A 25,945-nucleotide genomic window follows, 5' to 3' on the forward strand; every position below is an offset into this window, starting at 1 on the left:
GGGCTCTGAGATTGCTAAAGGTCATGTAAAGGAAAAGAGTAGGTGCACCTATTCTTTTCCTTCAATCATGAGCAAGAATATCTTGCAACGTAGATTAGGAAGAGGATTCTTACTAATCGTGCCAACTTCCGGAAAAAAGGTGGTGAAAACCTGTGGCATCTTTACGCGATATAAAAGCGAAGATTAACTCGACAAAGAAAACGAGTCAAATTACGAAAGCGATGGAGATGGTATCTGCATCTAAGTTAAACCGTGCAGAGCAAAATGCTAAATCTTTCGTTCCGTATATGGAAAAGATTCAAGAAGTAGTAGCGAGCATTGCGCAAGGAAGCAAAGGGATTAATCATCCAATGCTAAATGCGCGTCCTGTAAAGCGTACAGGATACATCGTTATTACGTCTGATCGCGGACTAGCAGGTGGTTATAACAGTAACGTATTACGTACAGTAAGTAACGTAATTCGTGAACGTCATAATATGGATTCAAACCAATATTCTATTATTGTGCTTGGACGACTAGGACGTGATTATTTAAAACGTCGCGGCTTTAACATTATTGATGAAGTAGTTGGATTATCTGACCACCCATCATTTACTGATATTAAAGACCTTGCTTCTCGAGCAATTGCGATGTTCGCAGATGGTGCTTATGATGAGCTGTACATTTACTACAACCATTACGTAAGTAAAATTTCACAAGAGGTAACGGAAAATAAAATTTTACCGCTTACTGATGTGGCGTCTGACAAACCGACGACAGCTTATGAATTCGAACCTTCTGAAGAAGAAATTTTAAAAGTACTATTGCCACAATACGCAGAAAGCTTAGTGTACGGTGCATTACTAGACGGTAAAGCAAGTGAGCACGCAGCGCGTATGACAGCAATGAAGAGTGCTACAGACAACGCAATGGAAGTTATCGATTCACTTACACTTTCATTCAACCGTGCGCGTCAGGCAGCGATTACGCAAGAAATTACGGAAATCGTTGGTGGAGCAGCAGCGTTAGAATAGTATTAAAAAGCGGAAGCGGTTCGTTCAGAATAAGAGGGGGATGGAGCCTTTTGACGTAGAGGGGATTTGTGCCTCGTAGGAAAAAGCGAAGCCACCGAACATTCTAACCGCTGGAGCTGGATTCAATAAAAAGCGGAAGCGGCTCTTTCAGGAGAGTCGCGTAAGCTAAACTAATAAAAAATTAAAAGCTAACTTCTCTGATAGAGGTAGCTAATTAAAAGAAAGCTAGGAGGGAACCCGATGAATAAAGGGCGCGTTACGCAAATCATGGGTCCGGTTGTAGACGTTAAGTTTGATGGCGGAAAGCTACCAGAAATCTACAATGCCCTTACGGTAAAACAAAGCAACGAAAACGGAAGCATGAACTTAACATTTGAAGTTGCACTTCATTTAGGTGATGATACAGTTCGTACAGTTGCGATGTCTTCCACAGATGGACTTGTTCGTGGCACAGAAGTAGAAGATACTGGTAAAGCAATCTCTGTACCAGTTGGTGATGCAACACTTGGACGTGTATTCAACGTATTAGGTGATGCAATTGACTTAGATGGTGAACTTCCTGCGGATGTACACCGTGATCCAATTCACCGTCAAGCACCTGCATTCGAAGAATTATCTACTAAAGTAGAAATTCTTGAAACTGGTATTAAAGTAGTAGACTTACTTGCTCCTTACATTAAGGGTGGTAAGATCGGCCTATTCGGTGGTGCCGGCGTAGGTAAAACAGTATTAATTCAGGAGTTAATCAATAACATCGCACAAGAGCACGGTGGTATCTCTGTATTCGCTGGTGTAGGTGAGCGTACTCGTGAGGGTAATGACTTATACCATGAAATGAGCGATTCTGGCGTAATCAAGAAAACTGCGATGGTATTCGGACAAATGAACGAGCCACCTGGAGCACGTCAACGTGTTGCATTAACAGGTTTAACAATGGCTGAGCATTTCCGTGATGAGCAAGGACAAGACGTACTTCTGTTCATCGATAACATCTTCCGTTTCACGCAAGCGGGTTCTGAAGTATCTGCCCTTCTTGGTCGTATGCCATCTGCGGTAGGTTACCAACCAACACTTGCAACAGAAATGGGTCAATTACAAGAGCGTATTACATCTACAAATAAAGGGTCTATCACGTCTATCCAAGCGGTATATGTACCAGCCGATGACTATACTGACCCAGCACCAGCTACAACGTTCGCTCACTTAGATGCAACAACAAACTTAGAGCGTCGTTTAACGCAAATGGGTATTTACCCAGCCGTAGATCCATTAGCATCTACATCTCGTGCACTTTCTCCAGAAATCGTAGGAGAAGAGCATTATGAAGTAGCTCGTCAAGTACAGCAAACTTTACAACGTTATAAAGAGCTTCAAGATATCATCGCTATCTTAGGTATGGATGAGTTATCTGAAGAAGATAAGTTAGTTGTACATCGTGCTCGTCGTATTCAATTCTTCTTATCTCAAAACTTCCACGTAGCTGAGCAGTTTACAGGTCAAAAAGGTTCTTACGTACCTGTAAAGAATACAGTTAGTGGTTTCAAAGAAATTCTAGAAGGAAAATATGATGACCTTCCAGAAGATGCATTCCGCTTAGTAGGTGGCATTGAAGAAGTTATTGAAAACGCGAAGAAAATGATGGCGTAAGGCCTTAGGAGGGACGAAGTATGAAGACATTTCCAGTCAGTATTGTAACTCCTGATGGACCGGTTTACGAAAAAGAAGTAGAAATGGTAAGTGTAAAAGCAGAGAGTGGGGAAATGGGGATCTTACCAGGTCACATTCCAACTGTTGCACCATTAAAAATTAGTGCAGTTCGTCTGAAAAATGGTGGACACACTGATTATGTAGCAGTAAGCGGTGGCTTTATCGAAGTTCGTCCAGATAAAGTGACTGTATTATCATCATCTGCTGAAGAAGCAAACCATATCGATATCCATCGTGCAAATGAAGCGAAGCGTCGCGCTGAGCAACGTCTGCAAGATAAACAAGCACATGTTGACTTTAAACGTGCAGAAATGGCATTACAACGTGCTGTGAACCGTTTGAACGTTTCCGATATGAAGTAAAAAAATCCGTAAGGGCTTTGCCTTTACGGATTTTTTTTGTGTATTTTATGGATAATTTTACAAAACTGGTATAATTATATTGATGCTTGTATAAGTAGAAGTGTACAACAATTTATATTTCATAAAGGGGATGGATCAATGATTGGTGAAATGAAGCGAGAAGCATTGTACTCTTTAAAGGGAAAATGGGGACTAGGTGTTGGATCAACAATTTTATATTTTATTTTAAGTTATGTTGTTTCGCTGGCTGCAATGCTTATACTATTAATTCCAGGAATTATTATATTTCTCTCAGTTGTAAGCTTAACTGGATCATTTGAAGAGGAAACGATGTCAATTGGAGCAGGTATTACCTTTGGAATTTTTTATTGTATTATGATAATTTTGAGTAACGCATCGTATGGGATTACGTCATATGGTTATACAAATGTATTTTTACAGATTAGTAAACGAGAAGATGCTAAAGTAGATTACTTATTCGAAGGATTTCGTGGCTTTAAAAGAATGATGAAAACAATGTGGGCAATGCTTGCGATTTTGTTATATACAGGTACATGGATTCCGATGCTGTTAATAGGCTTATTTGCATTGTTAGGTGAAGAAGGGAATACGTCATTTGCAATAGCTTTCTTCGTACTATTAGCAATTTCAATAGTTGGTATGATTGTGATGTATTTTTCTTATGCACTGACGTACTATGTGATGATTGAAAATCCAGAATATAGTGTTTCGCAGGCGATGAAGGAAAGTAAGAATCTTATGAAGGGTCATAAGTTAGATTTGTTTCTTTTATGGCTGAGCTTCATAGGATGGGCTATTTTAGCGCTGCTTACTTTTGGAATAGGATTTCTTTGGCTTAGTCCGTATATGAGTACGACGACAGCACACTTTTATCGCTACATTTCAAAAGGTGAATTTCAATAGGAACATGCTATACTAATAGAATTATTGTGTATAGGAGGCGAGGCTACGCATGATTAGTGATTTAAAAGGAGAAGCACTAGATTCATTAGAAGGGAAATGGGGATTAGCTGTTGGAGCTACACTACTCATTTCAATTCTTATCACGGCTTTTAGTTTTAGTGTTGATTGGGGATTTTCTTTAATTTTCGGTTGGCAAAAAACAAATGGTTCACTTTCAACGAATATTCTTTCATTTTTTGTAACTGGACCGTTAACTTTAGGTGGATATTACCTTGGTTTAAATATCCTTCGTGAAAAGCAAGCTAGTATTGGTAATGTATTCATTTGGTTTTCAGAGGGAAAGAGATTTCTAAAATCATTTTTATTATATTTATTAGTAAATCTTTATCTTTTCTTATGGACGTTATTGTTCATTATTCCAGGTATTATTAAATCATTTTCTTATGCGATGACATACTTTATTATAAACGATCATCCTGAGTATTCACTGAACCAAGCTATTACAGAAAGTCGTCGTATGATGGATGGACATAAGATGGAGTATTTCATTTTATGTTTAAGTTTTATTGGCTGGTTTATATTAAGTTGTATTACGTTAGGGATTGGATTCTTATGGTTAATTCCATATTTCTATACGACATCTGCAGCTTTTTACGAAGAGATTGCAGAAGAATATTATGAGAAAAAAATTTAGCACTATAAAACCCCCAGTATGAATTATTTGTTCATACTGGGGGTTTTTTGTAGAAATTTTATAAATTGATTACTAGTAAGTGGTTTACTGAAATAGTAACCTTGCATATATTTACAGTTATGTTTTTGCAGAAACTTAAGCTGTTTTTCGGTTTCAATTCCTTCGGCAACGACTGAAAGATTTAAAGTATTTGCGAGGGAAAGTATTGTAGAAACGATGGCTCGTTCTTCAGGACGATGATCAGCTAATTGTGTAAATTCTCTCGGTACTTTTAATGTGTCGATTGGAAAAATTGATAAATAAGCAAGAGAAGAATACCCAGTACCGAAGTCATCAATGGAAGTTTGGATACCGTACTCTTTTAATTGCTTCAGTCTCAATAACGTTTCTTTCTCGTCAATCATTGCAATTCTTTCTGTTAACTCAAGGGTTACATATTTTGGGTCGACTTGCACGTCGTTTAATATTTGTGAAATGTTTTCGATTAATTGATCTTGCCGGAATTCTTTTGCGGATAAATTAACACTTATTTTTAAATTTTGGTAGCCAAAGGTATGCCATATTTTTAATTGGAGACAAGCTTCTTGTAATACCCAATGTCCAAGTGGGACTACTTGTGGCGTCTCTTCTACAATTGGAATAAACTCACATGGTGAAATGTCACCTAATAGCGGGTGTTTCCATCGTATTAAAGCTTCAGCACCGATAATTTTATTTGTTGTCGTATCAATTTGTGGTTGATAAACGAGATAAAATTCTTTGTTTACTAAAGCGATTGGCAAATCTTTTTCAATTCGAGCTTTTCGTTCCATTTTTTTATATAGTTCTTTCGTGTAAAGAGAGCTACCGTTTTTTCCTTTATTCTTTGCTTCGTACATGGCCATATCAGCATGCTGCAAAATGGATAGCGCATCTTCACCTGCTTCAGGATATATTGCAATTCCGATGCTCGGTGAGATTTGTAAATGTTGATTTTCGATTTCAAATGGCTCATTCATGGCCGCTACAATCCTATCAGCTATTTTTTGGACATCTGGCTTTTTTTTGTAATTCTCGATAAGGATTGTGAACTCATCCCCAGCTAGCCGCGCGAGTTTCATATTTGATGTTGCTATTCTTTCGAGCCTTTTTGCTACTGCGATGAGCAATAGGTCTCCTACTCGATGACCGAGGGTATCATTAATAACTTTAAAACGGTCTAGGTCGAGAAACATAACAGCAAAAGGCTTTTTCGATATTTTTGCTCGCGCAATTGCCTGTTCTAAATGTTGATGAAATGCACGACGATTTGCAAGCTCTGTTAAAGTATCATGGTATGCTAGGAAGTTGATTTGTTCTTGTTGTTGTTTGCTTTCCGTAATATCTTTAATCATTAAATAAACCCCAGAAATTTTCTCCTTTAAAAAGATCGGTACGGCGGTAACGTGCAAGTAGTAAATATCTCTGTTTTTATGGTAAGCCCGTATTTCTAAAGAAATCGAATATCCCTTTTTCACGCGATGAAAGGCGTTAATCATTTCTTCTAAATCTTCTTCGTATATGAGTGAATAGTAAGGCTGGTTTAATAATTCATTCGTTTGATAACCGAGTAAAGTAGTACCAGCGTTATTTACTTTGAGAAAATTACCGTACAAATCTAATGTGAAAATTGGATCTGGATGATGCTCGTATAAAGATTTAAACATTTGTTGATTATGATAGAGTTCATTTTTCTGTTCTACTAAATCTTCTGTACGTAGTTTAATTTGTTTCTCGAGTTCTGAGTTGAATTGCATTTGAGCGATCAATAATATTTTATTTTGTTTTCGAACTAAACTATGACGTATGAGAACGAAAGAAAAAGTTATTATAAGTCCGATTACTATAATAGGCGCAAAAACGTATTCAACTAATATAAAAACAATAAGCATTACTACAGAAATATACGGTAATGATAATCGGATTGATTCGCCAATTTTAGGTGTTAGTAGTACTTGTTCTTGTTTTTCAGGCTTTTTTGTATGGAGAATACAGGCGATTGCTACTAGTACTAAGGTTACTTGATAGAAAGGCGTAACTGTAAACATAGAATACTCTGGTATGAAGTATTTTATATAAGCATAAATCGCATCTGTAGTAGCATATAAAATTAAAGCACTGCCAAGAAGTGCACCGACCTTTTTAGGTAATAAGGATAGTGGTTTGAATAAAAGGTTGATTCCTATTAAGAGAAAGAGTAAATCAGCCATTGGATAGGTAAGTTGAACAAATATGTCGATATAGGATGTTGTAAAGATATGAATAGTTCGTTCAATAAGTAAGTAGTAACTTAAAGTAAATTGGGCTGTAACGATAATACAAATATCACATAGCATAAAAAGTTTTTCTAATAAATCTCGGTTATAAATGATTTCGTATAGAAAGGCAAACGTAAAGCTAACTAAAAAAAGTAAGTAAAAAAAGTCAGATGGATCAACGAACGTATAGAAGTCCTTTACAATTAAACGCTGATAGGCAACGACTATATCACCGATAAAATAAGAGAGAGCTCCAACAGATAATATGATCCAAAATAAACGAGATAGCCCTTCTTTCATGTTTGAAAAATAAAGTATATAACTACAAGCGATAATATCAATTAATAGGGTGCTCGTTCCGATTAATAGCTGAAAAGGAAATGAGTATTCATATACAAAAGGCATTGCTACATAGTGAAGCGTTATAGACAGCAATACAATGCTTATAAGAATACTTACATGTGTTTGTTTTTTCATTTATATCACCTACGGTTTCTTGAAAAGCATATATAAGTTTTATATTTATTTTGCACAATTATAGCAAGTTGTAAAGATAGATTTTAATAATTCTTGTTTCTGTCTCCCAACATATCGACATAGGAATTTGAAGTTTGCTATAATGATTAGAATAGTTGCATTATTTAGAAAAATTTAAAAATAATAATTGCTGCAACTAGGACATATTGTTTACTATGTGAACTTGTTCTTAATTTAGGGGGGAGGGTTTCACAATGGCAAGTGTATATGAAAATAGTTATATGATCGTTTTGATTTTCTTGCTATTAGGTATATTGCTGCCGGTAGTGGCTCTTACATTAGGAAGGATGCTGCGCCCAAATAAACCAAGTGCAGCAAAGGCGACGACGTATGAGAGTGGAATTGAGCCTTTTCATGATGCAAATATTCGGTTTCATGCTCGTTATTATATTTTCGCTTTATTGTTTGTGATCTTTGATGTAGAAACTTTATTTTTATATCCTTGGGCTGTTGCGTATGACAAGCTAGGCTTATTTGCATTAATTGAAATGCTCATCTTTGTTGTAATGTTGCTAGTTGGATTAGCGTATGCTTGGAAAAAGAAGGTGTTACAATGGTTATAAATTTTGAGGAATTACATCCAAATGAGCGAGCAGAATTAGAACGAAATATCTTTTTTTCTACATTGGAACAGTTGAAAGGATGGGCGAGGAGCAACTCTTTATGGCCGATGACATTCGGACTGGCATGCTGTGCAATTGAAATGATGGGGGTAGGCTCATCACATTACGATTTAGATCGATTTGGGTCATTTTTTCGAACTTCACCAAGGCAATCGGACGTCATGATTGTATCGGGAACAGTAACGAAGAAGATGGCTCCTATTGTTCGGCGTTTATATGATCAAATGCCCGAACCGAAATGGGTTATTGCGATGGGATCTTGTGCGACAGCAGGTGGTCCGTATGTAAATTCATATGCTGTTGTGAAAGGTGTAGACCAAATCGTACCAGTTGATGTGTATATTCCTGGTTGTCCCCCAAATCCAGCTGCTTTAATCTATGGAATTAATAAATTAAAAGAGAAAATTCGTTACGAGGCAAAGACCGGAAAGCAGGTGACGAATAAATGAGTAATCCAAATAAAGATTTAGAGGATCTAAAAAAAGAAGCAGCTAGGCGTGCGAAAGAAGAAGCGAGAAAACGCCTTGTAGCGAAACACGAGGCGGAAATAAGTGAACTTGAGGAGGAAGATCAAGAAAAAGAGAAAGCGCTACCAAAAAATGATGATATTACTATAGAAGAAGCAAAACGACGTGCAGCAGCAGCCGCAAAAGCAAAAGCGGCAGCATTAGCAAAGCAGAAAAGAGAAGGGACAGAAGAAGTAACGGAAGAAGAAAAAGCGAAAGCGAAGGCGAAGGCAGCAGCAGCCGCAAAAGCAAAAGCGGCGGCGTTAGCGAAACAGAAAAGAGAAGGAACCGAAGAAGTAACGGAAGAAGAAAAAGCGAAGGCGAAGGCAGCAGCAGCCGCAAAAGCAAAAGCGGCAGCATTAGCAAAACAGAAAAGAGAAGGAACCGAAGAAGTAACGGAAGAAGAAAAAGCGAAGGCGAAGGCAGCAGCAGCCGCAAAAGCAAAAGCGGCGGCGTTAGCGAAACAGAAAAGAGAAGGAACCGAAGAAGTAACGGAAGAAGAAAAAGCGAAAGCCAAGGCGAAGGCAGCAGCAGCTGCAAAGGCAAAAGCGGCAGCATTAGCGAAGCAGAAAAGAGAAGGGACAGAAGAAGTAACGGAAGAAGAAAAAGCGAAAGCCAAGGCAAAAGCGGTGGCGGCGGCAAAGGCAAAAGCGAAAGCAGCAGCGGCTGCAAGAGCGAAGACAAAGGGAGCTGAAGGTAAGAAAGAGGATGAGCCGAAGCAGGAAGAACCGTCCGTAAATCAGCCGTATTTAAATCAGTATGTTGAGGCTATTAGGGAGAAGTTAGGAGAGGGTGCATTAATAGATTCCTACATTAATAAACTGTCAAAGGATGTGCCAACTCTTGTGGTGGATCCCGAAAAGTATTATGAAGTGATGGAGTCACTGCGATTCCATGAGGGACTTGCTTTTGATTATATGTCAGAGCTACATGCGACGGATTTTGTGACACATATGGAAGTGTATGTTCATTTGTTTTCATATGGCAAGAAACAATCGGTAGCGGTGAAGGTAAAGCTAGACCGGGAAGCGCCGCAAGTCGAATCTGTGACAGCGCTTTGGAAAGGAGCTGACTGGCCGGAGCGAGAAGCATACGATTTGCTCGGCATTGTATTTAAAGGGCATCCGAATTTAACGCGTATTTTAATGCCAGATGATTGGGTAGGATATCCGCTTAGAAAAGACTATGAACCGTATGATGTGGAGGTGTAGCTATGATCCGCACGGAAGAGATGCTTTTGAATGTAGGACCTCAGCATCCGAGTACACATGGTGTGTTCAGGCTCGTAATTAAGATTGACGGGGAAATTATTAAAGAAGCTACACCTGTTATTGGATATTTGCATCGCGGGACCGAAAAGATCGCTGAGAGCTTACAGTATACGCAAATTATCCCTTATACAGATCGAATGGACTATTTATCAGCCATGACGAATAATTACGTCATTTGCCATGCTGTGGAGACGATGATGGGGCTTGAAATTCCGGAGCGTGCCGAATACTTGCGAGTACTTGCGATGGAGTTAGGAAGAATTGCGAGTCATCTCGTTTGGTGGGGGACGAATCTTCTTGATATAGGAGCGGTCAGCCCGTTTTTGTACGCGTTTCGTGAACGAGAGATGATTATAAATTTATTAAATGAATTATGCGGGGCACGGCTTACTTTTAACTATATGAGAGTTGGCGGTGTGAAGTGGGATGCGCCAGATGGTTGGATTGAAAAGGTGGAAGAGTTTGTTCCGTATATGAGGGAGCAATTAGCAGGTTATCATGATCTTGTTAGCGGTAATGAGATTTTCTTAAATCGTGTGAAAGGCGTTGGTATATATAGCGCGGAAGAAGCAATCTCGTATTCTTTAAGCGGAGCAAATTTGCGGTGCACTGGAGTAAACTGGGATCTTCGCAAAGATGAGCCGTATTCGATTTATGATCGTTTTGATTTTGATATTCCTGTTGGAAGCGTGGGAGATGCTTGGGATCGCTACGTTTGCCGAATGCAAGAAATCGAGGAGTCTTTAAAGATTGTTGAGCAAGCGGTTCAGCAGTTCCCGAAAGATGGAGCTGTGCTGGCAAAAGTACCGAAAATTATTAAGGCACCTAAGGGAGAAGCATTTGTACGTATCGAATCGCCGCGCGGAGAGATTGGTTGTTATATCGCAAGTGACGGAAAGAAAGAGCCGTACCGTTTGAAGTTTCGTAGGCCATCTTTTTATAACTTGCAAATTTTACCGAAGTTATTGAAAGGTGAAAACATCGCTAATTTAATTACGATTTTAGGTGGAGTTGATATTGTACTTGGGGAGGTTGATGGCTAATGATTGAGGCGCTCTTACAATCACCTTCAAGCTGGACGAATTTCTTCATTTTTTTCGGATTAGCGGTGCTTCTACTATTTGCAGTCCTTGGCTTCGTTACATATGGAATCTTGGCAGAACGGAAAGTGATGGGGTTTATGCAAGGGCGGATTGGACCAAACCAGGTTGGAGGCCGATTCGGTTTACTGCAAACGGTAGCTGATGTTTTAAAACTATTATTGAAAGAAGATAGTATTCCGAAAGCAGCAGATAAACCGCTGTTTATATTAGCGCCTGTAATTGCATTTGCACCAGCATTTATGGTGCTTGCAGTTATCCCGTTCACTGATAAATTTCAATTTGCAGATATTGGAGTCGGGCTACTTTATTATATTGCTGTTTCCGGTATTACGACGATAGGTGTTGTAACTGGGGGATGGGCATCGAATAATAAATATTCCCTTTTAGGAGGGATGCGTGCGGCGGCGCAAATGATTTCTTATGAGATTCCGCTCGTAATGAGTGTAATTGGTATCGTTTTGCTAGCTGGTAGTCTGAATTTAAATGAGATTGTAGCGGCGCAGGAGAAGGTTTGGTACATTTTCGTACAGCCAATTGGCTTCGTCGTTTTCTTAATCGCAGCAGTTGCAGAATTAAATAGGACGCCATTCGATTTGCCGGAAGCGGAGTCAGAACTTGTTTCTGGATATCATACGGAATACTCCGGTTTTCGCTGGGCGTTTTTCATGCTTTCAGAGTACGTATATTTCTTCGGGATGGCATCGTTAATTACAGTGCTCTTTTTAGGAGGATGGAATCCAGTCATGTTTCTTGGATTTATCCCAGGTGCCGTATGGTTTGCTTTGAAATTTAGCAGTGTAGTCTTTCTATTAATTTGGTTCCGCGTTACGTTCCCGCGTATAAGAGGTGACCAGTTAATGGAATTTGGATGGAAAGTATTATTGCCGATTGCACTTGCAAATATTTTCTTAACGGCATTGATTAAGGAGTTATTCTTCTAATCTATGAGGGGGGTGCCAGTAAGAGATGAAAGGACTATTTAAAGGGTTAAAATATACATTAAGTAATTTGAGCAAGAAGAAGGTAACGTATGATTATCCAAATCAACCGTTGCCGTTGCCAGACCGTTTTCGGGGGATTCAAAAATTTTATCCGGAGAAATGTATTGTTTGTAATCAGTGCTCTAACATTTGTCCGACAGACTGTATTCAGTTAACAGGAAAGAAACATCCGGATTCTACGAAAAAAGGAAAAATTATCGACACGTATGATATTAATTTTGAAATTTGTATTCTTTGTGATTTATGTACAGAAGTTTGTCCGACAGAGGCAATTGTCATGACAAATAACTTTGAACTCGCGGAATATTCACGTGATGACTTATTTAAAAATTTGCAGTGGCTTGACGAAAACGACGAAAACGTCAGGAAGGAGAATAAGGCATGAATGGCGAGTTTGTAGCATTCTTTATACTATCCTTGTCTGCAATTATCGGCGGTGTTCTTATGTTGAACTTAACGAAAGTTATGCACATGATGCTAGCTCTCGTTCTGACATTTCTCAGCATTGCAGGTTTGTATTTTCTTTTGTCAGCCGAATTTATAGGCGTTGCACAAATTTTACTTTACTCTGGTGCAATCACAATTATTATGATTTTCGGCATTATGTTAACGAAACATAACGCGGAAAATGAATCGCGTCTTACTCTTCGAAAATGGATTATCTTCTTTGCAGTTGTAGCATTTGGAGCGGTTATGTATTTCGCTGTTAATAATGTTGATTTTGCAAATGAAAGCACACAAGGAAGTTTACCTCTCCATGAAAACAACACACTTCAAATCGGTACGCTTCTCTATTCAAAATATATTATTCCATTTGAACTAACTTCAGTTATTTTACTTGTAGCACTCGTTGGCGCAATTATACTTGCGAAAAAGGACGAGAAAGAGGAGGATTCCAATGAGTAGCGTTCCAGCTTCTGCATATTTAACACTTGCGATTATTTTGTTTTGCATCGGTCTATTTGGAGCTTTAACAAAGCGGAATACAGTAATCGTATTAGTTTGTATCGAATTAATGCTGAATGCTGCCAATTTAAACTTAGTGGCGTTTAGTAAATTAGGCTTATTTCCGAATTTAACAGGTCAAATTTTCTCACTGTTTACGATGGCTGTAGCGGCAGCGGAAGCGACGGTAGGACTCGCTATTTTAATTGCTTTATATCGTAATCGTACGACAGTTCAGGTGGATGAAATGGATACGCTCAAAGGATAGCATTGTGACCGAAAAAGGGGGAAGGAAACAATGATCGATTATGCATGGCTCATACCGCTTTTCCCACTCGTTTCGTTTTTGTTACTTATTATATTCGGGAAGAAAATTAGAGAAGGAAGCAGCGTACTTAGTATTTTTTTCGTCTTTCTCTCCTTTATACTTGCGGTACTTGTGTTAATAGAAAGGTTTTCAGAAGCAAGCGTGAAGCATAAGTGGGTGTGGCTTAGAGCTGGAGATGTGGATATATCATTCGGCTTTGAAGTGACTGCATTAGGAGCTTTAATGTTATTTATCGTGACGCTTGTGAGTCTACTTGTACATGTGTATTCGAAAGGTTATATGAAAGGTGATGAACGATTACCGACCTTTTACGCATATTTAGGACTCTTTACATTTGCGATGTTAGGGCTTGTTATATCAACGAATTTATTACAGCTTTATATATTTTGGGAATTAGTCGGCCTTGGCTCATTTTTACTTATCGGTTTTTATTTCTTTAAAGAAGAAGCGAAGGCTGCTGCAAAAAAGGCTTTTATTATGACCCGTATTGGGGATGTTGGTTTATTTATCGGGATGATTTTAATTTTTTGGTACGCAGGTAGTTTTGAATATGACGCAATATTTAGGGCGATTTATACAGGGGATCTACCTCCTTACATGATTACAATAACAGCGATATTAATTTTTATCGGGGCGATGGGGAAATCAGGTCAGTTCCCGCTTCATACGTGGTTGCCAGATGCAATGGAGGGGCCAACACCCGTTTCGGCACTTATTCACGCGGCGACGATGGTCGCAGCTGGCGTATATTTAGTAGCGACGATGTTCCCTCTATTTTCAGCAAGTACAGTGGCGATGCAGACAGTGGCAATCGTTGGAGCTTTCACTGCAATCTTTGCGGCCTCTATCGGTCTTGTGCAAACAGATATAAAGAGGGTGCTTGCTTATTCTACAGTTAGCCAGCTCGGGTATATGATGCTCGCGTTAGGTTCTGCCGGTTATGTAGCTGGTATATTTCATTTAACGACACATGCTTTTTTTAAAGCACTACTATTTTTGGCGGCAGGAAGTGTAATTCATGCTGTGCATACGCAAAACATTAATAAAATGGGCGGTTTACAGAAGAAGATGAAAGTAACTGGTACGCTATTTTTAATAGGTACCCTTGCCATTAGCGGTGTTCCGCTGCTTTCCGGTTTTTTCAGCAAAGATGAAATTTTAGCGGCGACGTGGATGAATGGCAATTACGTTTTATTTACTTTAGCGGTAATTGCGGCGTTTTTAACAGCGTTTTATATGTTCCGCCTTTACTTTCTTGTCTTTACTGGAGAAACGAAGACGAAGGAAGAAGTGCATGAATCGCCTCGCGTTATGACGTATCCAATGATTGTTCTCGGCGTTCTCGCAGTAGTGGCAGGATATATAAATACACCATGGTTTGGGACGTTTCTCGGAGATTGGTTGACGAAAGATGTAGGGTTTAAGGTTGAAGAAACGCATGGACCGGTTTGGATTATGATTGTTGCGACACTCGTTTCATTTGCGGGAATCGCTCTTGCATATTTCATATATAGGAAGAAATCAATTTCTAGGAATTGGGCTGGGGGTACGGAAACATCGCTTTATAATCTTTTGAAAGAAAAATATTATGTGGATGAACTATACAACATGACGGTGATCCCTATTACGAAAGGAATCGCTCATGTGCTTCGCTTATTTGAAGTGTATGTAGTCGAAGGAATTGCAGTTTTAATTGCAAGTGTAGTGAAAGGCACAAGTAACCTTGGATCGAAACTTCAAAACGGGAATGTACAAGTGTACGGTACTGTAACGGCGGTTTCGCTCGCTGTACTCGTCATTATTTTGCTCTATACGGGAGGGGATTTACGATGAATGATTTGTTGTTAACGTTCTTCATTTTTTCCCCGCTTTTAGGAATTTTATTGCTGGTATTAACACCGAAAAAGGAATTGCGTACAGTGCGAGCGCTTGGCTTATTTGGGACGGCACTTCCATTTGGAATCGCTATCGTCCTCGCTTGTACATATGCTTCTGGAAAGAATTTGTCACTATTCGATGAAAAGATGAAGTGGATTAAGTTCGGCGATTTTACAGCGGTAGATAAAAGGTGGTTTTCTATTTATTACGAGCTCGGTATTGATGGTTTGTCGCTTGTCATGATGGTACTGACGGCTCTTCTAGCAACGCTTGCAGCAATTGCAGCCTTTTCTATTAAAAGAAATTTAAAAGCATTTTATATGCTGTTACTCATGCTAGAAATAGGAATGCTCGGCGTCTTTGCTGCTCAAAACTTAATGTTGTTTTTTATCTTCTTTGAAATTACGTTGCCACCAATGTTCTTATTAATTGGAAAGTGGGGAAAATTGTCGAGTGAAAAGGCTGCGTATAGTTATTTAATATATAACGGTATTGGCTCAGCTATTTTGCTCATTGTTTTCTCAATTTTGTTCGCGAAAACAGGTACAACAAATATTGTGGAGCTGAAAGAGATATTAAGAAGCGTAAACGCAGAGGGAGCACTCGTCATCCCAAGTAGTTTGCAGCTTAGTGTATTTATTGCCATAATGATTGCTTTTGCAATTAAACTACCTGTTTTTCCGTTGCACCGCTGGATGGTCAATGTACACATAGAAGCGCATCCAGCTGTAGTTATGCTTCATGCGGGTGTTTTGCTGAAGATTGGAGCGTACGGTATTATTCGCTTCGGGAAAGGGCTATTCCCGGAATATTTTCACGATGTTGCAACACTAATTGCGATATTAGGCGTAATTAATTTATTATACGGTGCCTTTTTAGCGCTCATCCAAACAGACTTTAGGAAAGTACTGGCTTACTCTAGTATTTCGCATATGGGAATTGTGTTAATGGGACTTGCGTCACTTAATGCACCTGGTACACAAGGAGCGTTATTCCAGGTTGTATCGCACGGTTTAATTGCAGCCTTGCTGTTTTTCTTGCTCGGTGTTATAGAACAACGTTTCGGAACATCAGACATTACAGCGCTTGGTGGACTCGCAAAAAGTGTCCCAGTACTTAGCGGCTTCTTCTTAGCAGGAGGAATGGCATCGCTCGGATTACCAGGGATGTCTGGGTTTGTTAGTGAATTTCTTGCCTTTCTCGGTTTATTTCAAGGAGAGCCCGTCATTGCTGCAGTCGGTGTGATTGGCATCATTTTAACCGCTGTATATGTATTAAGGGCGACACTTCAAGTGACATTTGGAAAGAAAGAGTGGGAAGCAAAATCTGATATACACGGATGGGAGTATGTCCCTGTTTTACTACTTATCTTTTGTATTATTGCAATTGGAGTTATGCCAGAAATACTAGGGGATCCGCTTCAAAATACATTGAAAACATTGGGGGTGAAGTAGGATGGATATGAATACGTTACTTAGCTTATCATGGCATCTAATGGTGCCAGAATTTATTATTCTCGGCGCCGCCATCCTCCTTTCCATATGTGATTTGTTTTTTAAGCTGAACCATAGATATGTAGCTCTTGGTGCGATTGCTGCCATCGTATTAGCAATCGTGTCATTAATTACTCTATATAGCGAACCGGCAGGAGATATTTTAAATGGATCGTTTGTGTTAGATGGATTTTCGAAAGGGTTTAAAACGTTGCTATTAGGTGCCGCAGCTCTCATTTTATGCACCGCAATGAGCGATGATAAGAAGAATCCAATTGAAGATAAAGGTGAATATTATTACTTATTTTTAATGGCACTTCTTGGCGCGATGTTCATGGCTTCTAGTGTTGATTTTATTACCCTTTTCGTTGGTTTGGAGTTACTTTCACTTTCTTCCTATATCTTAGTAGGAATACGAAAAAAGAGCCGTGCATCAAATGAAGCGGCAATGAAATACGTCATTAGCGGAGGAATTGGAACGGCGATTACGCTCTTCGGAATGAGTTATTTATACGGTATTACAGGTTCAACTAACATTGTAGATATGCAAAAGGTACTCACTGGGGAACTCGCTAGTGGTATTCAGTTATTGTTAGCTCTCGCATTTCTTTTATTGCTAGTTGGTCTCTCATTTAAAATTGCCACAGTGCCGTTTCATATGTGGGCACCTGATGTGTATGAAGGAGCAGCTACACCAGTTACTGCTTTTCTTGGAACGATTTCTAAAATTGCCGGGTTCCTACTCATTATTCGTTTGTTCCTTATGATCTTTGCAAGTGTATTAATACAAGGAGATATGCAATCTTTATATGGGCATATGAGTATATATATTGCGGTGCTAGCAAGTATTACGATGATTGTTGGGAATGTAGTAGCGTTAAAACAATACAATATAAAGCGTTTATTTGCTTATTCGGGCATTGCTCATGCAGGGTATTTACTCGTTCCACTTGTGGCATTATCACCATTTACGATGGATAGCATGTGGTTTTATATGCTGGCATACATGCTTATGAATATAGGCGCATTTGCCATTATCCACGGCTTAATCTTACAAAATAATGAGGAAAATATAACAATTTTCACAGGTTTATATAAAAGGTCGCCATTTACAGCGATAATGATGACAATTTTTATTTTATCGTTGGCTGGGATACCAGGAACGGCTGGCTTCATTGGAAAGATTAATATCTTTTTAGGCGCACTTCATGTAGAGCCAGCACATTACGTACTAGCTTCGATTATGATGGGTACGACAGTTGTTTCATTCGTATATTATTTCCGTATTTTACAACAAATGTTTTTCCACACCGGAGAGACAGAAGAGAGAATACGGTTACCGTTAAATATAAAGGTTGTTATGAGTCTTTGTGCAATTTCGATTGTAATACTAGGGATTATGCCGATGATTGGGTACAATTTCTTTTATGAATATTTTCCATTAATGAAAGATTTCTTCTTCTTAGGGAACGTGGTACAATAGTGAAAATAAAAGGTGTGGAGTCAGTACTCTGCGCTTTTTATTTTGTGTTAACTTGTAATGTAGATATACGTTTTTGGAAAGAAAATCACGATGTAAAATGTAAGATGTCTATGTGCATTTGAAAAAGTGTAGCTCCTACTTATTATGGTATCGTTTTTATATTCTTTCATAAGTAGTAGCTGAGTAAAAAGGGGTCGATTTTTTGGCACAACTTTTAGGGCAACAAGCACTGATTGCCATTGTTTCGCATTTATTGTTTATTACCATTACGTGGTGGGCCTTACAAGGCATTCACATTGAGCGTTTAATGAAGTCCGGAAAAGTGCTGCAGACGCGAGTATTACTCATCTTAATTACAATTGCAATTGGGACATCTGTAAGTAACTTTTTCCTTGATTATTTAGGCTATTCGAAGAGTTTAACGTATTTAGTAAAGTAAGTGTATAGAACCTCAAATCTCCGTTAACAATGGGGATAGGAGGGGATGAAATTGAAGCTTAAAGCCATTCTTATTGTTGCACTTAGTGTTGTTTTATTTTTGGTTGGATATAGAGAGATGAAACCGATAAGCGATGAACAGAAAATGGAGAGCATGATCAAGGCTTTAGAGAAAAATGATGCTAAAGTAGAAAAATGGTCATGGTTAGCGAGAGAAACAAAAACAATTTCTAACATACATACGTTTCAAAAGTTGTTAAACGATGTGAAGGAAAAGGCAAATATTCAAAAGTGGGAAGTAGAGCAATCTCCAGATGGATATAAAGCTACATCCTATAAAAAGCTTTCTTCTTATGAAGAACGAGTAGTAGTAACTTGGAGTAAAGAAAATACTAAAGAAAACACTTTCATTATCTTTGAAGTAAGTGGGGCGAAATGGGACCCGAAGTATGTTCGAAACATGAATAAAATTTTTAGTGAAAAACCTATAATTTACACTTGTGTTCAAGGTGTACTGAATGATAAGATTGAAGGTGTTTTGCAAAATAAAACCAATCAGGTTTTGAAAGATCTTTCAGCAAGAGCGATCGAACAAGTAGAAGAAAGAGCATTTGTGTCAGTCTCCGCATACAATAAAAAGTGGGATGACGCTCTTTCAACAAATAGAGAGAAAATAAATGTGCAAATAGCAATACGTTCTACAGACAACAAAGATACAATTGTGGTTGGCACACCGATCATAACTTCTGAGTATTGAGTGAATAGATACTGAAAAAAGGACACGGAGGGGAATAATTTGGAAAAGATCATCGTCCGTGGCGGAAAGCGGTTAAACGGCACAGTGCGTGTTGAGGGCGCAAAAAATGCTGTATTACCTATAATCGCTGCAGCCCTATTAGCGAGTGATGGAAAGAATGTACTATCTGAAGTACCAGTTTTGTCTGATGTATACACAATTAATGAGGTATTACGTCATTTAAATGCTGAAGTCGTATTTGAAAATAATCAAGTAACAATCGATTCTTCTAAAGAACTAAACATTGAAGCACCATTTGAATATGTACGTAAAATGCGTGCATCTGTTCAAGTAATGGGACCATTATTAGCACGTAACGGTCGTGCTCGTATTGCACTTCCTGGTGGATGTGCAATTGGTTCACGTCCAATTGACCAACATTTAAAAGGCTTCGAAGCAATGGGAGCAAAAGTACAGGTTGGTAACGGTTTTGTTGAGGCATATGTTGAGGGAGAACTAAAAGGAGCTAAAATCTACTTAGACTTCCCAAGCGTAGGCGCGACAGAAAACATTATGTCTGCAGCTACATTAGCAAAAGGGACAACAATTCTTGAAAACGCAGCGAAAGAACCAGAAATCGTTGACTTAGCTAACTTCTTAAATGCGATGGGAGCGAAAGTACGCGGAGCTGGAACTGGAACGATTCGTATCGAAGGCGTTGATAAATTATATGGTGCAAACCACTCTATTATTCCTGACCGTATTGAAGCGGGAACATTCATGGTTGCAGCAGCAATTACTGGTGGAGACATCTTAATTGAAAATGCTGTACCTGAACATTTACGCTCAATTACAGCGAAAATGGAAGAAATGGGTGTTAAAATTATTGAGGAAAACGAAGGTGTACGTGTTATCGGCCCAGATAAGTTAAAAGCGGTTGATATTAAAACTATGCCTCACCCAGGTTTCCCAACAGACATGCAATCACAAATGATGGCATTATTACTACAAGCTGATGGAACAAGCATGATTACAGAAACGGTATTCGAAAACCGCTTTATGCACGTTGAAGAATTCCGTCGTATGAATGCTGATATTAAAATTGAAGGTCGTTCTGTTATTATGAACGGTCCAAACAGCTTACAAGGTGCTGAAGTAGCAGCAACTGACTTACGTGCTGCAGCTGCATTAATCTTAGCTGGTTTAGTATCAGAAGGTTATACTCGTGTAACTGAGTTAAAACATCTTGACCGTGGCTATGTAAACTTCCATAAGAAATTAGCTGCATTAGGTGCAACTATTGAACGTGTAAACGAAAAAGTAGAAGAAGTGAAAGAACAAGAAGTTTCTGATCTTCACGCTTAATTAAAATAGTCTCTATGTCTTTTGACATAGGGGCTATTTTTTTGGGTTATTACTGTTATAGTCAATAAATTCTATACTTATGCACGTACCAGTAAAAATATTTAGAAAATTTCTGTTTTATACTCTTCCCCTTAAGTATGTTCTAAAAGAAAGAGTTGTTCCATAAGAATGAATGGAGTAAAGCTTTTATATTGGAGGAAAATAGGATGAAATTTTCAAAGCCACTTTTTATTACAGTAGCGCTCTTAATAGCGCTCGTTATCATTGTACCTGCAGCCCTTGTTATTCCATTTGCGAAAGCAAAAGTAGGGGAAGAAACGGCCTCTAAAACTCCTCCAGCGATAGAAAGCATACCAGCTCCAGGAAAAGTAGATACAGCTGTTCAAGTTGCTGTATATCGCGAAAAACAGAAGAAGGTAGAAACATTACCAGTGGAGGAGTATGTGACAGGTGTAGTAGCTTCTGAGATGAATGCCAGTTTTGAAATAGAGGCACTAAAGGCGCAGGCATTAGCAGCGAGAACATTTGTAGTACAACGTATGCTAAGCGGAGGAAAGAAAAATAATGCGGACGTGACAGATACGGTGAAAGATCAAGTGTACAAAAGCAAAGATGAATTGAAGAAGCAATGGGGTAATAACTACGAAAATAATTTGAAGAAAATCGAAGAAGCCGTTTCGAAAACAGCAGGACAAGTTTTAACGTATGATGGAAAACCAATTTCAGCATCCTTCTTTTCAACGAGTAATGGTCGAACAGAAAATGCAGCTGACTATTGGGGAAATGATTATCCGTACTTGAAAAGTGTAGATAGTCCGTGGGATCAAGCCTCTCCAAAGTTTACGAGCGAGCAAACATTTACAGTAGCTGATTTTCAAAAACGTCTCGGTGTGAAAGTGCTAGCAGACGGAAAGGTTGGCAATATTAAAGACCTTACGGAAGGAAAGCGCGTAAAGGATGTAGCTTTTCAAGGAAAAACATTAACTGGAAAAGAAGTTCGTGAAAAGTTAGATTTACGTTCTTCTGATTTTACGTGGAAACAACAAGGAGATAAAATCATCGTTACGACGAAAGGTTTCGGTCACGGCGTTGGTATGAGTCAATACGGGGCGAACGGCATGGCAGCGGAAGGAAAGAAATATACAGATATCGTCGCTCATTACTATAAAGGCGTTGAAATAAAGACGATGAATGATTATGAAGGGAAATTGATGGTGAAGAAATAGGTGTCAGAACTCTGGCACCTATTTTTTTGTTTAAAATATCATAATTTTCCATTAACTGTTTGATATAATAGGATAAAAAGGCATTTGGGGGAAATGAAATGGCGTTACTAGAGTTGAAACAATTAGGGAAGACGAACCAGTTACCGGCAATTGAGCTAAAGGTTGAGAAAGGACAATGTATTGTTTTGCAATGCAATAATCATACAGCTAAAGTGTTACACCGCATTATTATTGGTGAAGAAGAAGCTTCGACTGGCAATGTACTGTTTGAAGGAGAAGTGATTGGAAAGAAAAATTATTCCCGCATCGGTTTTTGTTTTTTGAAAGATGAGGCATATGATCGTTTGAAGGTGAAGGAATACTTTAAGTTTTTAATAGGGCTTTATGAATCAAAGATAAGTATAGAAGAAGTTGTGCAGTCTGTTGGCCTCCTAGATAAGCTAAACGTTAAAATAGAAAAACTATCATTTTCAGAGAAACGTCGTCTTCATATTGGACGAATGATGATTCATAACCCGGATTTAATCATTTTGGAAGAGCCAGAGCAAAATGTAGATATAGAGAGTACGGTTATTATTCGAAAAGCAATTATGAAAATGAAAGAACAAGGAAAGGCAATTTTTATTACGTCATCATTTTTATCGGATGCCCTTTCGTTAACAGAGGATGTATACATATTAAACAACGATTGTGTGAAAAAGATAGAAATTGAGCAAGAGGAAGTGGAAGAAGTCGGTGAAGAAAAAGTCATTCAAATGATTCCGCAAATGAAGTTAGAAAGAATACCTGCGAAAGTGAACGATAAAATCATTTTACTTGATCCGATGGAAATCCATTTCATTGAAACGCAAAACGGAGTAACGCATATTCACGTTCGTGAAGGTGATTTCGTATGTGCATTAACATTAAGTGAACTAGAAGCAAGATTAACAGGTTTTGGTTTCTTTAGATGTCATCGCTCGTATCTTGTGAATTTACAAAGAGTACGAGAAGTGATTACTTGGACTCGTAACAGTTTTAGTTTAATTTTGGATGACGAAAGAAAAAGTTCAATTCCGCTTTCAAAAGGACGCATGGATGAATTAAAAGGCGTGATTGGGCTATAAAAAGTGCTCCAATAAGCTTAACATGCGATCCATTCACCGGTAAAAATACTCCTTTTACCGGTATTTTACTGCGTAAACCCTTTGTTTTTCATATGATTGAGTCAAGAAAAGTGAAACAAACGAACGAAAAGCGCTAAAGCGACTTTCATCTATAAAGAAGAAAAACAAAGGAGATGAAGAAATGACATTGGCAATTGAAATGAAAGATGTAATGAAAAGTTTCGACGGAAAAACGGCACTTCGAAATGTAAATATTGAGGTGAAGCGAGGAGAGATATTCGGATTCCTCGGACCGAGTGGATCTGGTAAGACGACAACAGTAAAAATTTTAACTTCTCAATTGCTTCATAGTGTTGGAACGGTAAGAGTATTAGGGAAAGATATTACAGGACCAAGTAGCATCGATTATAAACGAATTGGTATTTTAACAGATAACAGTGGCTTATATGAAAGACTTAGCATTTATGATAACTTACTATTATTTTGTGAATTATATGATTGCAAAAAAGAACGAATCGATGAAGTACTAGCACAAGTGAATTTATTAGATGATAAAAAAACACCAGTAAAAAAATTATCAAAGGGAATGAAACAACGCGTCACATTAGCTAGAGCAATCCTTCATAAACCAGATATCCTCTTCTTAGACGAACCAACATCTGCACTTGATCCAGTAAACGTACAAAATATTCATAAAATCTTAAAAGACTTAAATAAAGAAGGAACAACGATTTTCTTAACGACACACAACATGGACGAAGCAGAAACGCTTTGTAACCGTATTGCCTTCCTTTGTGGCGGAGAAATTGTAGCGCTTGATACGCCAGAGAACCTGCGCTTGCAATACGCTAAGGATCAAATAGAGGTCGTATTAAAAGATAAACAAAAAGAAGTAGTGCAAAAAGATGAATTAGGCGCAAAACGTATTTCAGAATGGATGAACAAAGGAGAATTACTATCCATTCATTCACACGAACCAACGCTAGGAGATATTTTTATTGAAGTTACTGGGAGGGGATTATAATGACATTTTCAATGAGACGTGTATCAGCTATTTTTAGAAAAGAAGTACAAGATTTTAAGACAAATTCACAAGTGTTGTTAATGGCATTTTTACCAATTATACTTTCATTTTTGTTTAGCAGATTTGGAGTGGGAAAGGAAATGTTAGGTATTACTACTATAACGGCCTTCCTATTTGTCGCAGGCTTTGTTCAATCTATGGTAATTGCAGAAGAAAAAGAAAAACATACATTGCGTGTATTAATGCTATCACCGGCATCTTCGGTTGAAGTTCTACTTGGAAAGAGTTTATTAACATCGGGTCTGACGATGGTCATTTGTATTGCAAATTTATTCATTTTAGATCAGTTAAATATTAACCTTCCATTGGTAGGATTGATATTCTTATGCGGAACTATTTTGTTTATCGTACTTGGAACAATGATCGGATTACTTGCATCTTCTGTACCACAAACATCAATAATTGGAATGCCGATATTAATGACGATGTATTTGGCTGTACAGTTTGAGCCAATGGTTGAAAATAAAGTAATTAAGACGATGATTGGATATCTTCCAACATCTCATATTGTGAAAGCACTTAAAAGCTTAGTAGGTGGGGCGGCATTTAGTAGTATTAGTGGGCATGTATTAAATGTTGCAGTTTGGCTTATTATATCGCTCGTTGTATGTTTAATCGTATATAAAAAGAAACAATTAGACTAAAAACTGAGCCGAAACGCTCAGTTTTTTCTTTTTTCTATCATTTCCTCGGAAATTTTACAGTTCTTATACATATTTTTACAGATTTTGTCGAAAAGTAATTAGTTATACGTTGTATAGGATACGTGAATATTGTTCAAAATGATTGCTGAGGTGATGATGGAATGCGAGGAAGAAATAATAAAAAGTCGCAAAAGGTAGTACATTTATTTCAAAAAAGATGGGTGTTTCCGGCACTATACATTGCTTGTGCAGCGGTAATCTTAATGGTTGCGCTATGGTTCCAAGGAGCTAATCCGAAGAAGACTCCAAACCACGATCAAGCAACACCGTATACACAATCGGAAGATCCAGCAGTACCAGTAACGAAATCTTCAGAAGTAGTGAAAATGCCAGCTGCCGCGAATGCGGAAGTAGTCGTACAAAAGAAATTCTATGAAGATGCAGCAACTGAGGCGGAACAAGAAAAAGCACTTGTCTTTTATAACAACACATATTCCCCGAACAAAGGAATTGACATTGCTGCGAAGAATGGAAAAGAATTCAATGTTGCTGCTGCTTTAAGTGGTACAGTAACGAAAGCTGAAAAAGATTCACTTCTTGGTTATGTTGTAACAGTTGATAGTGGAAATGGTGTAGCGGTATCTTATCAAAGCTTAGGCAGTGTGAAAGTAGAAAAAGGTGCAAGAGTTGCACAAGGTGAAGTATTAGGAACATCCGGTCTAAGTGCAATGAATAAAGAGGCAGGCTCTCACGTTCATTTTGAAGTACGTAAAGACAATGTGGCTGTGAACCCTGAACGTTACTTAAATAAATCAGTAACAGAAATTAAAGCTGATGCAGGTGCTGCAAAGGCTACGAATGCTTCTGGTAAAAAAGCTGATGACAAATCTCAAAAAGAAGAGAAGTCAACGAGCACGAAACCAGAAAGTAAAACAGAAGACAAGTCTCAAAAAGAAGAGAAATCAACAAGCGGTTCAACTAGTGACAAAAAAGAAGAACCGAAGAAAGAAGAAAAATCAACAAATGGTTCTACAGAATCATCTAACGATTCTTCTTCACAAGAATAAGAAAGTGAAAAAATCAGTTCCCACTAGGGGAGCTGATTTTTTTATTTTTATATAAAAATACTCAATTTCGAGAAAAAAGTTGCAAAAACAAGGAAAAATGACGAGATTCTCGAATATATATTACAAAAGGGAGGG

At 38.3% G+C, this 25,945-nt stretch carries 25 protein-coding genes; 24 read left to right on the forward strand and 1 reads right to left on the reverse strand.

Features of this window, described 5'->3' with window-relative positions; translation table 11 throughout:
• Positions 1–152: 152 nt before the first annotated feature.
• The 5 genes from atpG to ACTFN4_RS15590 all read left to right on the forward strand — a co-directional run bounded on the left by atpG (position 153) and on the right by ACTFN4_RS15590 (position 4,700).
• Complete coding sequence (atpG, locus tag ACTFN4_RS15570) at positions 153–1,013, forward strand: F0F1 ATP synthase subunit gamma (protein WP_000157696.1); 861 nt, start codon at positions 153–155, stop codon at positions 1,011–1,013.
• A gap of 240 nt (positions 1,014–1,253) precedes the next feature.
• Positions 1,254–2,660, forward strand: coding sequence for a F0F1 ATP synthase subunit beta (atpD, locus tag ACTFN4_RS15575; protein ID WP_001032595.1), 1,407 nt, complete (start codon positions 1,254–1,256; stop codon positions 2,658–2,660).
• 20 nt (positions 2,661–2,680) lie between these two features.
• Positions 2,681–3,082 (forward strand): F0F1 ATP synthase subunit epsilon, encoded by a 402-nt coding sequence (atpC, locus tag ACTFN4_RS15580; RefSeq protein WP_000847211.1) that lies wholly within the window; start codon positions 2,681–2,683, stop codon positions 3,080–3,082.
• A gap of 138 nt (positions 3,083–3,220) precedes the next feature.
• Positions 3,221–4,006 (forward strand): DUF975 family protein, encoded by a 786-nt coding sequence (locus tag ACTFN4_RS15585; RefSeq protein ID WP_000578820.1) that lies wholly within the window; start codon positions 3,221–3,223, stop codon positions 4,004–4,006.
• Positions 4,007–4,055: 49 nt separating this feature from the next.
• Positions 4,056–4,700, forward strand: a complete 645-nt coding sequence (locus ACTFN4_RS15590; protein WP_000622462.1) for a DUF975 family protein — start codon at positions 4,056–4,058, stop codon at positions 4,698–4,700.
• 23 nt (positions 4,701–4,723) lie between these two features.
• Here ACTFN4_RS15590 and ACTFN4_RS15595 read toward each other — a convergent pair whose 3' ends face one another.
• Positions 4,724–7,453 (reverse strand): EAL domain-containing protein, encoded by a 2,730-nt coding sequence (locus ACTFN4_RS15595; RefSeq protein WP_000745011.1) that lies wholly within the window; start codon positions 7,451–7,453, stop codon positions 4,724–4,726.
• Positions 7,454–7,707: 254 nt separating this feature from the next.
• Between ACTFN4_RS15595 and nuoA the strand changes: the two genes are divergently transcribed.
• The 19 genes from nuoA (at position 7,708) to ACTFN4_RS15690 (ending at position 25,810) form a co-directional block, all read left to right on the forward strand.
• The gene (gene nuoA / locus ACTFN4_RS15600) at positions 7,708–8,076 is read left to right on the forward strand and encodes an NADH-quinone oxidoreductase subunit NuoA (RefSeq protein WP_000179273.1); all 369 of its coding nucleotides are present in this window, start codon (positions 7,708–7,710) and stop codon (positions 8,074–8,076) included.
• The gene (nuoB, locus tag ACTFN4_RS15605) at positions 8,067–8,585 is read left to right on the forward strand and encodes an NADH-quinone oxidoreductase subunit NuoB (RefSeq protein WP_000236331.1); all 519 of its coding nucleotides are present in this window, start codon (positions 8,067–8,069) and stop codon (positions 8,583–8,585) included. Before nuoA ends, nuoB begins: the two co-directional genes overlap by 10 nt.
• Complete coding sequence (locus ACTFN4_RS15610) at positions 8,582–9,853, forward strand: NADH-quinone oxidoreductase subunit C (protein ID WP_439962515.1); 1,272 nt, start codon at positions 8,582–8,584, stop codon at positions 9,851–9,853. The genes nuoB and ACTFN4_RS15610 overlap by 4 nt, the downstream gene beginning before the upstream one ends.
• 2 nt (positions 9,854–9,855) lie before the next feature.
• Complete coding sequence (gene nuoD, locus ACTFN4_RS15615) at positions 9,856–10,956, forward strand: NADH-quinone oxidoreductase subunit NuoD (protein ID WP_000621434.1); 1,101 nt, start codon at positions 9,856–9,858, stop codon at positions 10,954–10,956.
• Positions 10,956–11,957, forward strand: a complete 1,002-nt coding sequence (nuoH, locus tag ACTFN4_RS15620; RefSeq protein WP_000568570.1) for an NADH-quinone oxidoreductase subunit NuoH — start codon at positions 10,956–10,958, stop codon at positions 11,955–11,957. The genes nuoD and nuoH overlap by 1 nt, the downstream gene beginning before the upstream one ends.
• A gap of 25 nt (positions 11,958–11,982) precedes the next feature.
• Positions 11,983–12,402, forward strand: a complete 420-nt coding sequence (gene nuoI, locus ACTFN4_RS15625; protein ID WP_078404974.1) for an NADH-quinone oxidoreductase subunit NuoI — start codon at positions 11,983–11,985, stop codon at positions 12,400–12,402.
• Positions 12,399–12,923, forward strand: coding sequence for an NADH-quinone oxidoreductase subunit J (locus ACTFN4_RS15630; RefSeq protein ID WP_001012812.1), 525 nt, complete (start codon positions 12,399–12,401; stop codon positions 12,921–12,923). The genes nuoI and ACTFN4_RS15630 overlap by 4 nt, the downstream gene beginning before the upstream one ends.
• Positions 12,916–13,230 carry an NADH-quinone oxidoreductase subunit NuoK gene (gene nuoK, locus ACTFN4_RS15635; protein ID WP_078404972.1) on the forward strand — a complete coding sequence of 105 codons (315 nt, stop codon included), beginning with the start codon at positions 12,916–12,918 and terminating at the stop codon, positions 13,228–13,230. Before ACTFN4_RS15630 ends, nuoK begins: the two co-directional genes overlap by 8 nt.
• A gap of 30 nt (positions 13,231–13,260) precedes the next feature.
• Entirely contained in the window at positions 13,261–15,123 is a 1,863-nt protein-coding gene (nuoL, locus tag ACTFN4_RS15640) for an NADH-quinone oxidoreductase subunit L (protein ID WP_000568229.1), read from the forward strand.
• On the forward strand, positions 15,120–16,622 hold the full coding sequence (locus ACTFN4_RS15645) for an NADH-quinone oxidoreductase subunit M (protein ID WP_000998925.1): 1,503 nt from the start codon (positions 15,120–15,122) through the stop codon (positions 16,620–16,622). The genes nuoL and ACTFN4_RS15645 overlap by 4 nt, the downstream gene beginning before the upstream one ends.
• Before the next feature lie 7 nt (positions 16,623–16,629).
• Complete coding sequence (nuoN, locus tag ACTFN4_RS15650) at positions 16,630–18,144, forward strand: NADH-quinone oxidoreductase subunit NuoN (protein ID WP_345892509.1); 1,515 nt, start codon at positions 16,630–16,632, stop codon at positions 18,142–18,144.
• A 202-nt stretch (positions 18,145–18,346) separates the two neighbouring features.
• Positions 18,347–18,583 carry a DUF1146 family protein gene (locus ACTFN4_RS15655; protein ID WP_000057889.1) on the forward strand — a complete coding sequence of 79 codons (237 nt, stop codon included), beginning with the start codon at positions 18,347–18,349 and terminating at the stop codon, positions 18,581–18,583.
• Between the two features lie 51 nt (positions 18,584–18,634).
• Positions 18,635–19,339, forward strand: a complete 705-nt coding sequence (locus tag ACTFN4_RS15660) for a YwmB family TATA-box binding protein (RefSeq protein WP_000767917.1) — start codon at positions 18,635–18,637, stop codon at positions 19,337–19,339.
• Positions 19,340–19,378: 39 nt separating this feature from the next.
• Complete coding sequence (murA, locus tag ACTFN4_RS15665; protein ID WP_000411274.1) at positions 19,379–20,683, forward strand: UDP-N-acetylglucosamine 1-carboxyvinyltransferase; 1,305 nt, start codon at positions 19,379–19,381, stop codon at positions 20,681–20,683.
• Between the two features lie 206 nt (positions 20,684–20,889).
• Entirely contained in the window at positions 20,890–21,909 is a 1,020-nt protein-coding gene (spoIID, locus tag ACTFN4_RS15670) for a stage II sporulation protein D (RefSeq protein WP_000672663.1), read from the forward strand.
• Positions 21,910–22,007: 98 nt separating this feature from the next.
• Positions 22,008–23,015, forward strand: coding sequence for a LytTR family transcriptional regulator DNA-binding domain-containing protein (locus tag ACTFN4_RS15675; RefSeq protein WP_060851502.1), 1,008 nt, complete (start codon positions 22,008–22,010; stop codon positions 23,013–23,015).
• 181 nt (positions 23,016–23,196) lie between these two features.
• On the forward strand, positions 23,197–24,039 hold the full coding sequence (locus ACTFN4_RS15680) for an ABC transporter ATP-binding protein (RefSeq protein WP_071740949.1): 843 nt from the start codon (positions 23,197–23,199) through the stop codon (positions 24,037–24,039).
• A complete protein-coding gene (locus ACTFN4_RS15685; protein ID WP_060851504.1) occupies positions 24,039–24,743 on the forward strand; it encodes an ABC transporter permease in 705 nt (234 codons plus the stop codon). Before ACTFN4_RS15680 ends, ACTFN4_RS15685 begins: the two co-directional genes overlap by 1 nt.
• A gap of 161 nt (positions 24,744–24,904) precedes the next feature.
• Entirely contained in the window at positions 24,905–25,810 is a 906-nt protein-coding gene (locus tag ACTFN4_RS15690; RefSeq protein WP_001214926.1) for a M23 family metallopeptidase, read from the forward strand.
• The last annotated feature ends 135 nt before the right edge of the window (positions 25,811–25,945 follow it).

Source organism: Bacillus cereus group sp. MYBK95-2 (assembly GCF_051915225.1).
GTDB lineage: Bacteria > Bacillota > Bacilli > Bacillales > Bacillaceae_G > Bacillus_A > Bacillus_A cereus.

What these genes read in the sequence shown, in the direction of transcription:
- ACTFN4_RS15680 (WP_071740949.1), top strand. Translation starts at nt 23,197, where the DNA reads ATGACATTGGCAATTGAAATGAAAGATGTAATGAAAAGTTTCGACGGA.
- nuoN (WP_345892509.1), top strand. Translation starts at nt 16,630, where the DNA reads ATGAATACGTTACTTAGCTTATCATGGCATCTAATGGTGCCAGAATTT.
- nuoD (WP_000621434.1), top strand. Translation starts at nt 9,856, where the DNA reads ATGATCCGCACGGAAGAGATGCTTTTGAATGTAGGACCTCAGCATCCG.
- ACTFN4_RS15675 (WP_060851502.1), top strand. Translation starts at nt 22,008, where the DNA reads ATGGCGTTACTAGAGTTGAAACAATTAGGGAAGACGAACCAGTTACCG.
- ACTFN4_RS15685 (WP_060851504.1), top strand. Translation starts at nt 24,039, where the DNA reads ATGACATTTTCAATGAGACGTGTATCAGCTATTTTTAGAAAAGAAGTA.
- nuoB (WP_000236331.1), top strand. Translation starts at nt 8,067, where the DNA reads ATGGTTATAAATTTTGAGGAATTACATCCAAATGAGCGAGCAGAATTA.
- nuoI (WP_078404974.1), top strand. Translation starts at nt 11,983, where the DNA reads ATGAAAGGACTATTTAAAGGGTTAAAATATACATTAAGTAATTTGAGC.
- atpD (WP_001032595.1), top strand. Translation starts at nt 1,254, where the DNA reads ATGAATAAAGGGCGCGTTACGCAAATCATGGGTCCGGTTGTAGACGTT.
- ACTFN4_RS15690 (WP_001214926.1), top strand. Translation starts at nt 24,905, where the DNA reads ATGCGAGGAAGAAATAATAAAAAGTCGCAAAAGGTAGTACATTTATTT.
- nuoA (WP_000179273.1), top strand. Translation starts at nt 7,708, where the DNA reads ATGGCAAGTGTATATGAAAATAGTTATATGATCGTTTTGATTTTCTTG.
- ACTFN4_RS15645 (WP_000998925.1), top strand. Translation starts at nt 15,120, where the DNA reads ATGAATGATTTGTTGTTAACGTTCTTCATTTTTTCCCCGCTTTTAGGA.
- nuoK (WP_078404972.1), top strand. Translation starts at nt 12,916, where the DNA reads ATGAGTAGCGTTCCAGCTTCTGCATATTTAACACTTGCGATTATTTTG.
- ACTFN4_RS15585 (WP_000578820.1), top strand. Translation starts at nt 3,221, where the DNA reads ATGATTGGTGAAATGAAGCGAGAAGCATTGTACTCTTTAAAGGGAAAA.
- ACTFN4_RS15595 (WP_000745011.1), bottom strand. Translation starts at nt 7,453, where the DNA reads ATGAAAAAACAAACACATGTAAGTATTCTTATAAGCATTGTATTGCTG.
- nuoL (WP_000568229.1), top strand. Translation starts at nt 13,261, where the DNA reads ATGATCGATTATGCATGGCTCATACCGCTTTTCCCACTCGTTTCGTTT.
- spoIID (WP_000672663.1), top strand. Translation starts at nt 20,890, where the DNA reads ATGAAATTTTCAAAGCCACTTTTTATTACAGTAGCGCTCTTAATAGCG.
- nuoH (WP_000568570.1), top strand. Translation starts at nt 10,956, where the DNA reads ATGATTGAGGCGCTCTTACAATCACCTTCAAGCTGGACGAATTTCTTC.
- ACTFN4_RS15590 (WP_000622462.1), top strand. Translation starts at nt 4,056, where the DNA reads ATGATTAGTGATTTAAAAGGAGAAGCACTAGATTCATTAGAAGGGAAA.
- ACTFN4_RS15630 (WP_001012812.1), top strand. Translation starts at nt 12,399, where the DNA reads ATGAATGGCGAGTTTGTAGCATTCTTTATACTATCCTTGTCTGCAATT.
- atpC (WP_000847211.1), top strand. Translation starts at nt 2,681, where the DNA reads ATGAAGACATTTCCAGTCAGTATTGTAACTCCTGATGGACCGGTTTAC.
- ACTFN4_RS15610 (WP_439962515.1), top strand. Translation starts at nt 8,582, where the DNA reads ATGAGTAATCCAAATAAAGATTTAGAGGATCTAAAAAAAGAAGCAGCT.